Consider the following 15,419-nt stretch of genomic DNA (forward strand, 5'->3'; position numbering starts at 1 on the left):
TGATGGCACGCGATCGGCAACCGCCTCCGAAGCGCCCGCCGATTGTGTGAATTAGCTTGTCTCAGAAGGGAAGTCGCATGCCTTCGCATGTCATCATCGGCCGTGGCGCCACCGCCTCGGCAACCGCCGTCCGGCTGGCCGAATCCGGTGACCGGGTGCGGATGATCAGCCGCAGCGGCGCGGGTCCGGAGCACTCGAATATCGAGCGCATCGCGGGCGATGCCGTCGACGCGGCCGCGCTCGCCGATCTCGCCAAGGGGGCCGATACCGTCATCAATGCCGCCATGCCCGCGTATCACACCTGGCCGGAGGCGGTGCCGCCGCTGTTCGGCGCCGTACTGTCGGCCGCCGAGCAGATCGGTGCGAACTACGTGATGCTCGGCAACCTGTACGGCTACGGGCCGGTGGACGGTGTTGTCACCGACGAAACGCCCTTGGCCGCTACCGGACACAAAGGACGGGTGCGCGCCCGGATGTGGCTCGAGGCCAAGGCGGCTCACGAGGCGGGCCGGGTGCGGGTCACCGAGGTCAGGGCCGGTCAGTTCCTCGGCGCCGGTGCGATATCGGTGTTCTCGCTGCTCGTGCAGCCGAAAGTGACTGCGGACCAACTCGCTCTGGTCCCGCAGGACCTGGACCTGCCGCACGCCTACACCGCGATCGGCGATGCCGCCGACGCCGTGGTCGCGGTCGCGCGCAGCGAAAACGCCTGGGGCCGTGCTTGGCTCGCCCCGACCATTACCACCACCTTGCGCGAAGCCGCCGAACGCTTCGCCGCCGCGGCGGCTGCCCCGAGTCCGCGCTTGGCGGAGATGTCCGACCGCGAACTGACCCTGCTCGGCCTCACCGATCCGTTCTGGGTCGAGTTGTTCGAGACCTATCACATGTCGCACCGGAAGTTCACCGTTGACGATGCGGCAATCCGGGAGACCTTCGGGGTCACCGCCAGTGACCTCGACACGGTCTTCGCGGAGGTGGTTTCGGCGTCCTGATCGCTACGGATCGCCGCGGCCTTCGCCGGCCGCGGCGACATCCGGACGGGCCCGCAATGCCACGGTCCGCGGCAGGTGATGCCGTAGGTTTGCCCGAGGGAACTTCAGCGGCAGGCTTTCCGAATTCCGGGGAGGCGTTGTGACGGAATCCGACGGCGGCACCGTGCGAGCAGCGCTGGGCAATGGCGCTTCGCCGCCGTTGTCGACTGCCCAGCTGCGGTGGTGGGTGGACCAGCAGTTGCATCCGGACCTGCCGATCAGGGGTGCGATGTACCAGGACATCTCTGGGCCGGTGGATATCGGATTGCTGCGCGAGTGCTCGCCACCCGCGGCCCGCGAACTCGAACCGCTAAAGCGGTCGTTCCAGGTGCTGGCCGGGCAGCCGCGACAGTATCTCGCCGCCGAAGCCGACTGCCGAATAGGGACCTTGGACCCGCCGACCGGCAGTCCGACGGTGCTACTGCCCGAACTGCTTCGGGCAGGTCCCGTCCCGGACGCGGTCGCCCTGCGCGACGGCGGGCGCACGATGACCTACCGGGAGTTGGACGAGGAGTCGTCGCGGTGGGCGCGCGAGTTGCTGGCCGGTGGTGCCGGACCAGGGGAGTTCTTGGTGGTGGCGGTGCCGCGCTCAGTCGAATCCGTGCTGGCATTGTGGGCTGTCGCCAAGACGGGCGCGTGCTTCGTTCCGATCGACCCCGCCGAACCTGCCCGGCGTATCGCGAGGGTCATCGCGGATTCCGGTGCGCGACAAGGGATCACCGTCTCGGCCGCAATGCCGGATTTGCCGCGGTCCGGGATCGAGTGGCTGCTCCTCGATGATGCCGCCGCGGCCGGACGCGCCGCGCGCCGGGCTGCGGATCCGGTGGACAATGTCGACCGGGCGCGTGCGTTGCGGCCTGGTCATCCGGCCTATCTGGTCTACACGTCGGCAACGACGGGCACACCGAAGGGTGTGGTCGTCACCCACCGCGGGCTTGCCCCGCTCACCGGCTATATCGCCGATCACTATGGTGTGCACCGTGATTCGGTGATCCTGCGAGAACACGCGCCTTCATTCGACGCGCATCTGCTCGAGCTGTTTTCGGCATTCGCCGTCGGCGCACCGCTGGTGGTGGAGCCGCCGTCGGTCATGCCCGGCCGCTGACGGCCGACGCCGGTATCGCACCCGGTAATCTCGTCTGCGTGCGAGCCGACGAGTCCGACGCGGCGACCATTGTCGACTTGCGTGTCCACTCGCCGGGCGAGATTGCGCTGACATTCCGTCGCTGTGCACCGGGCACCCCTCGAGTCGAGGTAGACGGGTGCCCGGTGCGCGGAGTCGAGTCTCAGGCCTGGTCGTAGGCGTCCTGGAGAACCTTCAGGTCGAGTTTGGACATGGACCGCAGGGCGGTGGCGACCGCTGCGGTTTTAGTGGGGTTCCCACCGTTCATAAGGGTGACCAGGGTGGCGGGAACCACCTGCCAGGACAGTCCGTAGCGGTCGGTCAGCCAGCCGCACGGGCCGGGTTCGCCGCCCTCGACCAGGGCGTCCCAGAGTTGGTCGACCTCGGCCTGGGTTTCGACTACGACCTGGATCGAGGCGGCATCGGTGAAGGGATGACCGGGTCCGCCGTTCATCAGGGTGTAGGGGTGGCCGTCGAGTTCGATGGCCACGATGAAGGCCGAACCGTCGGGGTGGCGGGTGACCTCGGCGATGCGGGAGTTGGGGATCAGCGCGGTATAGCGGGCGGCGGCTTCTTCGGCGTCGCTGTCGAACCAGAGGAAGGTGTTGACCGACATGGTGGGCTCCTTGGGTTGTCGATGACCTACTGTCACCGTTTGGTCGGAGCCGATCGGACGCCTTCGACGTATCGCTACGGATTTCTCGAGATTTTTTCGCCACGACCTCAGACGCTCGCGATGGCGACGAACAGATCGGGTGTAATGGTGATCAGCACCCGCGCGCGATCCTGCTGATCCAGCGCCGATCCGCCGTACTTCTCCCAGATGCGTTGGGTCCAGACACCGTCCGGGTCGATGGTCAACTCGGCGTCACCGATAATTCGGATCTGCCGGTTCGGCCGCTGACCGTCCGCGCGCCGGCCGACCTCGCGGTCGATCACCAACCCGACCCGCGGATTCGCCCGTATCCGCCGCAGATGCGGACGCCCGGCCCAACTGGTGAGCCGGAAAGCATGCTGATCCCACAGAAACCAGATGGGCGTGACATGCGGATATCCGGCCGCGTCAATGGTGGCCAGGTGCGCGACGATATCGCTGGCCAGCAATCCGGCGATCTCGGCAGGACGTAGCGTCCGCATCTCCAACCCCTTGATTCGAACTTATGTTCGAGTCTACCTCGGTTGAAGATTCCGGTCGAAGGAGCTGTACAGGTTCCGGTCGCGCACGAAGATCGCGTCCGCCGTGCGGAGTGTCCCCTCGTAAATAAGCGGCCGGTGGACGGAGCGACTTGCGATTCCCGCGGTTGGTAACAACAGCGGATCATCCAACGACTACGCAGGGGTACCGTCCATCGGTCAAATTTCACCAGACCCATTGCGCGTCTGTCTTTTTCGTGCAGGGCGGCAGGCTCGGGAGGAGAGTTCGTGCGGATCATGCAGATGTTGGGGAGGGGCCGCCGATGGCGCGTCGGCACCGGACTGGTGCTGGGCGTCGTGGCGCCCGTGCTGATCGTGACCGCGTGCACGGCTGATAAGCACGATTCCGCCGCGCCGGGCTCTGGCACTGTGACGGTCACCTCGATCAGTGCATCGCGGACAACGCCCCCGGCCACCACCACCGCGCCCCCGGGCAACCCTGGCGAGACCGGCGGACAGCCGGGCAGTGCGGGTGGAGCAGGCACTGGACCGACGGCCGCCGGGCAGCCTGTCACCTCGGGTGGCGTCGACAACTGCGGAATCGCCTACTGCGGCGCACCCACCGAATCTCAGCCGGCACCAGGTGGCACGGACACCTGTGGCGTGACCTTCTGCGGCACAACGAGCAATCCCGCTCCGGCGCCCGACGGCACCGATGTCAAGTGCACCGACAAGATCAACTACGCGGGCGATCCGCGGTCCAACGCCGAGATCAACAGCATCGGCGAACGAGACGGCAAGTGTCCCGAGCCGATTCAACCGACGACAACCAGCAGTGCGGCACCCACGCTCACGACCACGTTGGCGCCAACGACTGCTCCGTCGCCGACTACGACCGTTACGACGACAACGGCAACGCAGTAGTAAGAGGGCGGGTCCGGTGCCCACTGTGCGGGCACCGGACACCAGACCGGTGACGATTACGCGCACTCCGGCGCGTCGGCATCCTCGAACAGCGGCTTGCCGGTGGGTGGGGCGTAGACGACGTCGAGTACGAGCGGGTCGGGGCCGAGATTGCGGCCGATGTGCACGTTCCAGGCGCCCTCGGGTTCGTAGATGAACTCGCCGGTGTGGAAGACCGGAGCCACGCAGTCGGGGCCGGGGTGGGTGAGGGTGCCCGAGCGGACGAAGCCGAAGACCGGACCGTAGTGAAAGTGCCAGCCGGTGGAACCGCCTGGGGCAATGGTGATTTCGCGGACGACGAGATCGGTGCCCGCGACGAAGGGCAGCAGTCCGGCCGGGATCTGGGCCTGGCCGAGGGTGACCGCGGTGATATCGGTGCCGGGCGTCGCGTTAGCGGTCGTCGCGCCGAGAATCGAACCGACCGACACGAGCGCCGCGATGGCCCCGCGCGCAAATGGCGTCATTGCGGCAGCTTATCCAGCGCGACGCGGTCAGAAAAGGGCCTTGCGCCGCTGCCGGTTCGAGATCGCCGCGGCCGCTGTGGCATTCGTTCGTTTTGTACTGATTGTCCGGGTCGGTGCGCTTACCTGGACCCGGGCTCGGACCGGAGTTCATGAATTGTTCGCGTCTGGGAAGCAGTGTCGAGTTGCGGGATGCGCTGTGGCCGTAGAGCATCGGATGCCGTGCCGTCCAATGCGCTGAACCCAGCTGGCGATCTACCCGACACCGGAATTCCCGCCGCCCTGGCCGCCCAGATGACCATGGCCGAGCAGCACGAGTGGCACCGGAACTATCTACGCCGCCATGCCGTCTCGCGGCGCAATGTCCTGCGCGGTGCGGCTGCGGCCGCGGCGGTCGCCGCGGTCGGAACCTCGCCGTTCGGCCGGCGCGCCTACGCCGAGGACGCGCAGCTCGCGGTCGGCGGTCGGCATGTCGGATACGGACCGGACGCGGCCAGTCAGCTCCGGTTCGCCGGTCAGCTCTCCCGGCCGCCGGCCGGTACCAAGGTCTATCTGGACCACGGCCCGACACCCGCGCTCGGCGGCACCATCGAGGCCGAGGTGCGCAATCTGCTGACCCAGGTGCCCGCCGCCGACGGTGGAGTGCTCGCCGCCGAACAGTTCTACGTGCACGCCCCGGTCGACGGTCTGCCCGGGCGACTGCCGCACTTCTATCGGTGGCGCAGCTCCGACGGATTCACCGGCGACATCCGCGCCGCCGCCCCGGCGATGCCGAGCGCGCGCAGCGCGATCCTGCCCTTCCGATTCACCATGATGGGCGATCAGGGCACCGACGACACCCCGGCACTGCCGCAGGGCACCGTGCCCGGCGACTACGACGACAAGTACTACAAGGCCGATAACGATCCGACCGCACCGCATGCGACCAATGTGCTGCGCCAGATCGCCGCCGCCAAACCGGATTTCCACATCCTCGCCGGTGATATCGCCTACGCCGATCCGTCCGGTGCCGGTAAGCCCGGCGAATTCGTCGCACACGACGCGAAGGTCGCCTCCGGCTTCGACAAGTACAACCCGTATGTCTGGGATGTCTACTTCGGCGCCATCGAAGTCAGCGCCGCCCAGACGCCGTGGATGTTCGCCACCGGCAACCACGATATGGAAGCGACCTACGGCCAGCACGGCTACGGCGGACATCTGGCGCGGCTGGACTTCCCTGGCAACGGGCCCGCCGGCTGCCCCTCGGCGTACTCGTTCACCTACGGCAATGTCGCGGTGCTCTCGCTCGACGCCAATGACGTCAGCTATGAGATCAAGGCCAATACCGGGTATTCCGGTGGGGCACAGACGAGTTGGGTGGAGCGCACCCTCGCCGCCTATCGCGCGGATCCGGACATCGACTTCCTGGTGTGCTTTTTCCACCACTGCGCGTATTCGACCACGGACGCGCATGCCAGCGACGGCGGCCTGCGCGATGCCTGGGCCGCGCTGTTCGACAGGTATCAGGTGGATCTGGTGCTGCAGGGGCACAATCACGTCTTCGAGCGCACGGATCCGATCCGCGCCGGCGCCGCGAGCAGGGTCGCCGGTGACAATTCGATCGTCTACCCGGAGACCGACGGCACCGTCTACTACACCGTCGGCGGTGGTGGTCGCCCGCGCTACGACTTCCAGCCCGGTTCGCAGGAATCGTTCCGCGGCCACGAATTACCCGACACCACGGTCCCGAACAGCTATGTCTGGACCTCCTCCGGTGAGAAGCAGGATGAGGCCGCGCCGTGGTCGCGAGTGCGGTTCCGCAACTACTCGTTCCTGCGCGTCGATGTCCGCCCCGGCATCTTCGCCAGCGAAATGGATGTGGTGGCGGTGGACGAATACGGCCGGGAATTCGACAAACTCACCTTCCGTCGCCTCGTCCGCTGAACCGCTACTTCTGCTTCGGCGGGAGCGAGCGCGCGTAGCTCACCCCGCGGTCGATCCATTCGTCGAGTGCGTCATCGTCGGCGACCGCCGCGCCGTCGACGCGCAGCCAGTTGTTCATTTCCCGACCGCCCATGACCATCGTGCCGACGTAGTCGCGGGCGAGCAGCGCGGTGCTCTCCTGCGGGTCGACGCGCACCAGAAGACCGCCCTTACCGCTGGCCGCGACCGCCATATTGCCGCCGACCAGGAAGGCCAGACCGCCGAACATCTTCTTCTCGACCACATCGGGTGCGGGTTCGATCAGCTCCCGGATCCGATCGGCGAGCTCCTTGTCATACGCCATACCGCATTGTCGACCAGGGCACCGACAAGTTCGCGGTGAACGGCCGCTACGCGCCGATCGCGGCGGCGAACAGCGGCCAGGATTCGTGCACGTCGTCCTGCCAATAGGCCCAGGCGTGGGTGCCCTGACGCAATTTCACGGTGGCGGGCACGCCCGCGGCGGCCAGCCGGTCCAGGAACGGGTGGGTGCAGTTGCCGATGACGGTCTCCATGACGCCGCCGACCGCTATGCGATCGAGCAGGCGCACCGGGCTGCCTTCGATGTCGAGATCGCCGAGGGTTTCGTGCGCGCCCGGCACGCCATTGCCCGCCGAGATATAGAGCGCGATGCCGCGCAGCCGATCCGCGTGCAGCATCGGATCGTGTTCGGCCCAGGCCGGATTGTCCGGGGCGCCCCACATATTGTCCGCATTCGCACCGAACACCGCGAGTTCGGAGTGCACATAGGCATTGGCGGCGGGGTCGCTGGTGCGCGGACAGCCGCTATAGGAACCCACCGCCTGATAGCGGCCGGGTGCGCCGATCGCCAGATTCAGTGCCGAGGTCGCCGACATCGACAGGCCCGCAACGGCATTGCGCCCGGTCATCTCGAAACGAGATTCCAGCAGCGGCGGCAGTTCCCGGGTCAGGAAGGTCGTCCACTTATTGCGGCCCAAGATCGGATCGTCATTGAGCCAATCGGTGTAATAACTCGCGCGCCCGCCCATCGGCACGATCACATTGACGTGCTTGTCCGCGAAGAAGTCCGCGATATCGGTGCGGCGTGTCCACGGCCCGCCGTCCTCGCCGCCGTCGACCGCATTGAGCAGATAGAGCGCGGGCGCGCCCGCTCCGGGGTGTGACATCCACAGCGTGATCGGCCGATCCATCGCCGCCGAACGCACCACCACCTCGAATTGCCGCCCGCCCAATGGCCGAACTTCGAGGATCTGCGAGCCGGGTTCGGCTCCGGCGGTGGGAATGGTCGCGGCGCAGACCGCGAACAGGAAGACCAGGCATCGAACGAGGGAGCGCAGCGAGCGAACCATCGGCACGGTCCCCATCGGGCGGGTCGAGGCCGAGCGTGCGCGAGGCGTGGGCACGAGCCGGTACATGGGTCGAATTCCTATCACGGCCGCAGCCGTGGTCTCGGGATACGACGGGCGTGTTTGCTGGGAAATGACACGGCCCCGTCCTCCCGGTGTGGGGAGGACGGGGCCGCCGGGCATCGGGTGAGAGGACCCGAATTCGGGGTCAGCGCCAGGTTTCGGGCGTGACGGGGGCATCCCAGGCGCGGGCGTAGCGGCGCTTGTCCGGGGCGTTGGATTCCTTGGCGCGGTACACGATGTACGGGCGGGTCAGATAGCCGACGGGGGCACTGAACATGTGGACCAGGCGGGTGTATGGCCAGATCGCGATGAGGGTCAGCACGACCAGGCCGTGGACCTGGAAGGTCCATGGCGTGCCCACCATCAGCTCGGGCTGCGGGTGCAGAGTGAAAAGGCTACGGAACCATGGGGATACGGTTTCACGGTAGTTGTAGGTGCCCCAGAGCAGGTTGCTGCCCCAGGTATTGAGCAGGCCGGTGATCAAGGCGGCGGCCAGCAGTGCGTACATGAGCTGGTCGTTGCGGGTGGTGGCCTTGCGGACGGCGGGGACGGTGATGCGGCGGTAGAGCAGGATGCCGACGCCGAGGATGACCGCGAGTCCGGCGACCGAACCCGCCGCCACCGCGACCAGGTGGTAGGTGTGTTCGGAGATGCCGACCGCGGTGGTCCAGGATTCCGGGATCAGCACGCCGAGCACGTGGCCGCCGATGACACCGAGCATGCCGAAGTGGAACAGCGGGCTGCCCAGGCGCAGCAGGCGGCTCTCGTAGATCTGCGATGACCGTGTGGTCCAACCGAATTGGTCGTTGCGGTAGCGCCACAGGTGACCGAGCACGAACGAGGTGAAGGCCACGTAGGGCAGGGTCATCCAGAAAGTGGTGGTCATCGGCGGGCTTCCGATCCGTCGAAGAGGGCGGGGTCCATGGCGAAGGGGTCCAGGCCGACCTCTTCCTCGGGCGGGCCCTGCGCGGCGAGTTCGGCGATCCGGCGGCGGTCCGCGGTGGTCAGCGGCGGCAGTGTGGCGACCACCGCGGCGACCACACCGGCGTAGGGAGATCCGTTGTCCGCTAACGACAGTCGCAGCAGCTCGAGCACCGGGACGTGTTCGCCCAGCAGGCGTTCGCCGCCGATCGGGTCGACGGTGGCGGCGAATTCCAGCAGCACCGGCAGGTGGTCGGGCAACTCCTCGTCGCCGAGTTCGACGCCGGCGTGCCGGTAGGCGTGCTTGAACCGCAGCAGTGCCATGCCGCGCTTGCGGGTGTCGCCGTAGGCGTAGAACGTCAGGTGCATGCTGGAACGCCGCCGCATATCGAAGGTTTCGACATACTGCTGGGCCAGCGTGATCGGCGGGGTGGCGCGCAGATGATGGATGAATTCCAGCAGGTGCGCACCCACCTCTTCCGGCAATTGCGTTGCGGCATCATCGATCTGGTCGATGGTCGCGAGCGTCTGCTCGTTCGGATAGTCGAGCAGCAGGGCCGCTATCCGCCACACCAGACGGCAATCGCGCTCGGACAGCCGGGCGACGGGCTCCGGCCTACGGCGTACCTTCAGCAGTGCCATCACGCGTCTCCGACCGCTGGTCGACCGATGGCGTTCATTGGGTTGCTCCGGTCGGCGTCGGCGCGGCGGAACCGTTCGTCGCCGCCGAGCCATTGGTCGAACCATTCGAGCCATTGGCCGAGCCACTCTCGGCCGCACCGTTTTTCGCCGAACCGTTGGTCGCGTGCCCGTTGGCGCCATTGCCATTGGTCGCGGCGGGCACCAACCCATCGGTATTGCGCCCATCCCAGTTCAACAGGTTGATCCGCGTCGACTTCTGCTCCGGCGCGGCATCATTGGCGTCGGTGAGATGGAACTTCTCCACCATCGTGTCGAACGCCGTCATACCCGGCCCGCCATCGGTATCGAGACTGCATCCGGTGGCGAGCGAATCCAGTTCGTGCGCCTGGGATGTCGCGCCGTGCGGAATCACATACCGGTGTTCGTATTTCGCGATGGCCAGCAGCCGGTACATCGCCTCGATCTCCTCGGGCTCCAAACGCACCGACGGCGCGATCGAGGGATCGGGCTCCATACCGAGATTCACCGACCGCATGAACGACCGCATCGCCGCAAGCCGCTGCAGCGCCGCTCGCACCGGTCCGATCTCACCGGCGGTGAACAGTTCGGCCAGGTACTCGACCGGAATGCGCAGTGCGTCGATGGCGCCGAACAGATTCGACGCGTCCTCGGCATCGTGGCCGGTCTCCGAGAGCACATCCACCACCGGCGACAGCGGCGGCACGTACCAGACCATCGGCATGGTGCGGTATTCCGGATGCAGCGGCAGCGCGATCTGGTAGTCGACGATCAGCTTGTAGACCGGCGAGTTCTGCGCGGCCTCGATCCACTCCGGCGAGATACCGGCGCGCTCGGCCTCCGCGATCACCCGGGGATCATGCGGATTGAGGAACACGCCGAGCTGTGATGGATACAGATCCTTGGTGTCGGTGACCGAGGCCGCCGCCTGCACCGCATCCGCGTCGTAGAGCATGACGCCGATGTAGCGCAGCCGCCCGACGCAGGTTTCCGAACAGACCGTCGGGATGCCGACCTCCACGCGCGGGTAGCAGAACGTGCACTTCTCCGCCTTGCCCGTCTTGTGGTTGAAGTAGATCTTCTTGTACGGGCAGCCGCTGACGCACTGCCGCCAGCCGCGGCATTTGTCCTGGTCGACGAGCACGATGCCGTCCTCGGAGCGCTTGTAGATCGCACCCGACGGGCACGAGGCCACACACGACGGATTCAGGCAGTGCTCGCAGATGCGCGGCAGGTAGAACATGAAGGTCTGCTCGAATTCCAGCTTCACCTGATCGGAGAGCTTGGCCAGCAGCGGATCCTTGCCGACCTGCTCCGGTCCGGAGCCCAGGTCGTCATCCCAGTTGGCGCCCCAGGTGATCTTCGTATCCTGGCCGGTGATCAGCGATTTCGGCCGCGCCACCGGGCTGGTGTCCATCGCGGGCGCCGACAGCAGATTGTCGTAGTCGTAGCTCCACGGCTCGTAGTAATCCGAGACCGTCGGCAGATCCGGATTGGCGAAGATGTTGAGCAGCCGCTTCAGCCGCGAACCGGACTTCAGGGTGAGCTTGCCGCGCTTGGTGAGCGTCCAGCCGCCCTTCCATTTGTCCTGATCCTGGTACTGGCGCGGATACCCCTGCCCCGGCCGGGTTTCCACATTGTTGAACCACATGTACTCGGTGCCGCCGCGGTTGGTCCACGCCTGCTTACAGGTGACGCTGCAGGTGTGACAGCCGATGCACTTGTCCAGGTTCATCACCATGGCCATCTGTGCCATGACACGCATGTCAGTACTCCACTTCCTGCGAGCGACGACGAATGGTGGTGACCTCGTCGCGCTGATTTCCGGTGGGCCCGTGGTAGTTCAGTGCGAAGGACTGCTGCGCATAACCGCCGATGAGATGCGATGGCTTGATCATGATGCGGGTGAGCGCATTGTGGATACCGCCGCGCTTGCCCTTACCGGGCTGGGTTTCCGGTGCGGCCCAGTCGAAGCCGTTCCCGTTGCCGTTCGACTTCGGCAGGCCCTCGATGCGCGGCACATCCACCGCCCGGTCCTGGGCGTGGTACATGAATACCGTGCCCTCGGGCATCCGGTGGCTGACGATGGCCCGCGCGACGACCACACCGTTGCGGTTGACCGCCTCGATCCAATCGTTATCCGCCACACCGATCTTCGCCGCGTCCCGATCCGACATCCAGATCGACTGCCCGCCGCGCGAGAGCGTCAGCATGTGCAGGTTGTCCTGGTACGCCGAGTGGATCGACCACTTCGAATGCGGTGTGAGGTACCGAACGGTGACGCCGTTGTCACCGACGGCCCCCACCCCTGGTTCGCTGAACAGCGCGCTCATATCGAGCGGCGGCCGGAAGATCGGCAGCTGCTCTCCGAGTTCGGCCATCCAGTCGTGGTCGAGGTAGAAGTGTTGGCGCCCGGTGAGGGTGTGCCAGGGCTTGAGTCGTTCGGTATTGATGGTGAACGGGGAGTACCGCCGTCCGCCGGTCTCGCTGCCCGACCACTCCGGCGAGGTGATCACCGGAACCGGCCGGGATTGGGTGTCGGCGAAGGTGATTCGCTTGCCCTCGTGCTCGGCGGCGAGATCGGCGAGCTGGGTGCCGGTGCGTCGCTCCAGCGCATGGAACCCTTCGACCGCGAGCCTGCCGTTGGTGGTGCCCGAGAGCGCCAGGATCGCCTCGGCCGCGTGGGTGTCCTTGGCCAGCGACGGACGTCCCTGGGCCACACCGGAAACCACGGTGCCGTTCACACCGGCGAGGTAGGCCACCTCCTCGTCCGGATGGGTGGTGACGCCCTTGGTGGTGACGCCGAGCGTATCGATCAGCGGACCGAGCGCGGCCATCTTCTCCGCGAGCTTGGGGTAGTCCCGCTCGACCACCACCAACTTCGGCATGGTCTTGCCCGGAATCGGTTCGCACTCACCGGCTTTCCAGTCGAGTACGCGTCCACCGGCCTGCGCCAGCGCATCCGGCGAATCGTGCTGCAGCGGAACCGCGACAATGTCCTTGCGCTTGCCGAGATGCTTCTCGGCCATCCAGGAGAATCCGCGCGCGATCCGGTGGAACGCCTCGAAATCGGTCTTGGCCTCCCACGGCGGGGAGATGGCGGGGGAGAAGGCGTGCACGAACGGGTGCATATCGGTGGAGGACAGATCGTGCTTCTCGTACCAGGTGGCGGCGGGCAGCACGATATCGGAGAACAGCGTGGTGCTGGTCATCCGGAAGTCCAGTGATAGCAGCAGATCCAGCTTTCCGGTCGGTGCGTCCTCGCGCCAGACCAGCTCCTGCGGCCGCACCCCCTCGGCATCGGTGGTCTGCAGATTGGAATCCGCGCCGAGCAGATGCTTGTGGAAGTATTCGTTGCCCTTACCGGAGGACCCGAGCAGATTCGCCCGCCAGACGGTCAGGCAGCGCGGAAAGTTCTCCGGCGCATCCGGATCTTCACAGGCGAAGCGCAGGTCACCGGATTTGAGCCCGTCCACCACATGTTCGGGCGCGGTCTTGCCCGCCGCCTCGGCCTCGTCCACCAGATCCAGCGGATTGCGGTCGAACGTCGGATAGCTCGGCATCCAGCCGAGGCGACTGGCCAGCGCGATATTGTCGGCGGCGGTGCGCCCCGCGAATTTGCCACGGCCCAGCGGGGAGGCGAACGACTGTGCGGTGAAAGGGTCGTAGCGCCACTGGTCATTGCTGAGGTACCAGAACACCGTGCCCTGCATCTGGCGCGGCGGTCGCTGCCAGTCCAGCCCGAAGGCCAATGTCGACCAACCGGTTACCGGGCGGCATTTCTCCTGGCCGACGTAATGCGCCCAGCCGCCGCCATTGACGCCCTGGCAGCCGGTGAGCAGCGTCAGGGTGAAGAAGGCGCGGTAGATCTGGTCGGAGTGGAACCAGTGGTTGGTGCCGGCACCCATCAGGATCATCGACCGGCCGCCGGATTTATCGGCATTATCGGCGAATTCGCGGGCGATGCGCTGAGCCTGTGCGGCGGGTACGCCGGTAATGGCCTCCTGCCAGGCCGGGGTGTAGGGCTCGGACGCGTCGTCGTAGCCGCTCGGCCAGGTGCCCGGCAGGCCATCGCGTCCCACACCGTACTGCGCGAGCAGCAGGTCGAAGACCGTGGTGACCCGCTTGCCCGCGACGGTGATCGTCGGCACGCCGCGCACCACCACGCCCGCGGTATCGGTGTCGAAGCGCGGCAGCTGTACCGCGATCGGGCGCTGATCGGCCCGGTCGTGCAGGGTCAGCAGCGGATCGACGCCCTCGAGATCCAGATTCCACTTGCCGGCATCGCCCGCGGTAAAGCGGTGGCCGAGTGAGCCATTGGGCACCACCGGATTGCCGGCGGCGTCGAGCAGCACCATCTTGTGCGCGGCGGTCTCATCGGTGTGGCCGAGGTCGGCCGCGGTGAGGAATTTGCCGGGCAGCGCGCCGTCGTGGTGGTAGACGCCGTCGGAGTCCCAGCCCTGCGGATCGTCGAGGCAGACCAGGAAGGGCAGATCGGTGTAGCGCTTGACGTAGTCCAGGAATCGGGGCGTCGCGCGGTCGACGAAGAATTCCTTCAGGACCACATGACCCATCGACATGGCAAGGGCCGCATCGGTTCCCGGCCGCGCCGGCACCCATTCATCGGCGAATTTGGTGTTGTCCGCGTAGTCGGGGGAGACCACGACGACCTTCTGACCGCGGTAGCGGGCCTCGGTCATATAGTGCGCGTCCGGGGTTCGGGTCACCGGGACATTCGATCCCCACATGATGAGGTAGCCCGCGTCGAACCAGTCGGCCGATTCCGGCACATCGGTCTGATCGCCGAAGACCTGCGGTGAGGCCACCGGCAGGTCGGCGTACCAGTCGTAGAACGACAGCATCGAGCCGCCGAGCATCGAAATGAACCGGGCGCCAACGGCATGGCTGACCATCGACATGGCCGGAATGGGGGAGAATCCGGCCACCCGGTCGGGGCCGTACTTCTTGATCGTGTGCACGTGCGCGGCGGCCGCGATCTCGGCGGCCTCCCACCACTCCGCGCGGACGAATCCGCCCTTGCCGCGAGCGGACTTGTAGCGCTTGGCCTTTTCCGGATCCTCGACGATCGCTTCCCAGGCCAGCACCGGATCCTTGAGCCGCTCCTTGGCCTCCCGGTACAGCTCGAGCAGGACACCGCGCACATACGGATAGCGCACGCGCGCGGGCGAATAGGTGTACCAGGAGAACGACGCGCCACGCGGGCAGCCGCGCGGTTCGTACTCGGGCTTGTCCGCGCCGACCGACGGATAATCCGTCTGCTGCGACTCCCAGGTGATCACGCCGTCCTTGACGTAGATCTTCCAGGAGCAGGATCCGGTGCAGTTCACCCCGTGCGTGGAGCGCACCACTTTGTCGTGTGACCAGCGGTCGCGGTAGAACTCGTCGGCACTGCGCCCGCCGACCTGATGCAGGCTGCGCTGGTCGGTCGACACCTCGCCGCGGTGGAAATATTTGCCGAGACGCAGCAGTGCGTCGCTCGCGTCGCCGGATTGCCGATCGACCGAATCGGAGGACGCGGAACCCTGAATGCGCGAATTAACCACGACGTCCCCTTCGAGCTGTGAAACCGGGCTGTTGCACCGACTGTAAGGAGGTCACGACGCACGTCCAAACGAATCTCTCACAGCGCGCGCTGGCCGGTGGTGAGTTGTGAGGTCGGCGCAACGTGGTGGTCACCGCGCGATTGCCCCCAAACGCCGACGGTATCGAGGTGACCTGGGCGGATCCGCCCTGACCGGCCGAAATGCGGCTTCCG

The 15,419-nt window shown here is 66.5% G+C and carries 13 protein-coding genes; 4 read left to right on the plus strand and 9 right to left on the minus strand.

Annotation, left to right across the window (positions count from 1 at the left end):
- Positions 1-77 precede the first annotated feature (77 nt).
- A complete protein-coding gene (locus ACQP2D_RS08460; RefSeq protein ID WP_433683146.1) occupies positions 78-989 on the plus strand; it encodes an NAD-dependent epimerase/dehydratase family protein in 912 nt (303 codons plus the stop codon).
- A 139-nt stretch (positions 990-1,128) separates the two neighbouring features.
- Entirely contained in the window at positions 1,129-2,133 is a 1,005-nt protein-coding gene (locus ACQP2D_RS08465; protein WP_433683147.1) for an AMP-binding protein, read from the plus strand.
- 181 nt (positions 2,134-2,314) lie between these two features.
- On the opposite strand, the gene ACQP2D_RS08470 is transcribed toward ACQP2D_RS08465, so the two are convergent.
- Together ACQP2D_RS08470 and ACQP2D_RS08475 are read right to left on the minus strand one after the other, a co-directional pair.
- Positions 2,315-2,767 (minus strand): VOC family protein, encoded by a 453-nt coding sequence (locus tag ACQP2D_RS08470; RefSeq protein WP_433683148.1) that lies wholly within the window; start codon positions 2,765-2,767, stop codon positions 2,315-2,317.
- Between the two features lie 107 nt (positions 2,768-2,874).
- A complete protein-coding gene (locus tag ACQP2D_RS08475) occupies positions 2,875-3,288 on the minus strand; it encodes a pyridoxamine 5'-phosphate oxidase family protein (RefSeq protein ID WP_433683149.1) in 414 nt (137 codons plus the stop codon).
- Between the two features lie 285 nt (positions 3,289-3,573).
- Between ACQP2D_RS08475 and ACQP2D_RS08480 the strand changes: the two genes are divergently transcribed.
- Entirely contained in the window at positions 3,574-4,209 is a 636-nt protein-coding gene (locus ACQP2D_RS08480) for a hypothetical protein (RefSeq protein WP_433683150.1), read from the plus strand.
- A gap of 56 nt (positions 4,210-4,265) precedes the next feature.
- Here ACQP2D_RS08480 and ACQP2D_RS08485 read toward each other — a convergent pair whose 3' ends face one another.
- Positions 4,266-4,712, minus strand: a complete 447-nt coding sequence (locus tag ACQP2D_RS08485; protein WP_433683151.1) for a cupin domain-containing protein — start codon at positions 4,710-4,712, stop codon at positions 4,266-4,268.
- 219 nt (positions 4,713-4,931) lie between these two features.
- Between ACQP2D_RS08485 and ACQP2D_RS08490 the strand changes: the two genes are divergently transcribed.
- Complete coding sequence (locus ACQP2D_RS08490; RefSeq protein ID WP_433683152.1) at positions 4,932-6,632, plus strand: metallophosphoesterase; 1,701 nt, start codon at positions 4,932-4,934, stop codon at positions 6,630-6,632.
- Between the two features lie 4 nt (positions 6,633-6,636).
- Here ACQP2D_RS08490 and ACQP2D_RS08495 read toward each other — a convergent pair whose 3' ends face one another.
- The 6 genes from ACQP2D_RS08495 to ACQP2D_RS08520 all read right to left on the minus strand — a co-directional run bounded on the left by ACQP2D_RS08495 (position 6,637) and on the right by ACQP2D_RS08520 (position 15,207).
- Positions 6,637-6,975 (minus strand): TfoX/Sxy family protein, encoded by a 339-nt coding sequence (locus ACQP2D_RS08495; RefSeq protein ID WP_433683153.1) that lies wholly within the window; start codon positions 6,973-6,975, stop codon positions 6,637-6,639.
- 46 nt (positions 6,976-7,021) lie between these two features.
- Positions 7,022-8,017 (minus strand): alpha/beta hydrolase, encoded by a 996-nt coding sequence (locus ACQP2D_RS08500; protein WP_433683154.1) that lies wholly within the window; start codon positions 8,015-8,017, stop codon positions 7,022-7,024.
- 190 nt (positions 8,018-8,207) lie between these two features.
- A complete protein-coding gene (narI, locus tag ACQP2D_RS08505) occupies positions 8,208-8,948 on the minus strand; it encodes a respiratory nitrate reductase subunit gamma (RefSeq protein ID WP_433683155.1) in 741 nt (246 codons plus the stop codon).
- The gene (narJ, locus tag ACQP2D_RS08510; RefSeq protein WP_433683156.1) at positions 8,945-9,625 is read right to left on the minus strand and encodes a nitrate reductase molybdenum cofactor assembly chaperone; all 681 of its coding nucleotides are present in this window, start codon (positions 9,623-9,625) and stop codon (positions 8,945-8,947) included. The genes narI and narJ overlap by 4 nt, the downstream gene beginning before the upstream one ends.
- 34 nt (positions 9,626-9,659) lie before the next feature.
- Positions 9,660-11,408: a nitrate reductase subunit beta gene (gene narH, locus ACQP2D_RS08515; RefSeq protein ID WP_433683157.1), complete on the minus strand. Its 1,749-nt coding sequence runs from the start codon at positions 11,406-11,408 to the stop codon at positions 9,660-9,662.
- A 1-nt stretch (position 11,409) separates the two neighbouring features.
- Positions 11,410-15,207, minus strand: a complete 3,798-nt coding sequence (locus ACQP2D_RS08520; protein ID WP_433683158.1) for a nitrate reductase subunit alpha — start codon at positions 15,205-15,207, stop codon at positions 11,410-11,412.
- Positions 15,208-15,419 lie beyond the last annotated feature (212 nt).

The organism is Nocardia sp. CA-119907 (assembly GCF_050955995.1).
Lineage (GTDB): Bacteria > Actinomycetota > Actinomycetes > Mycobacteriales > Mycobacteriaceae > Nocardia.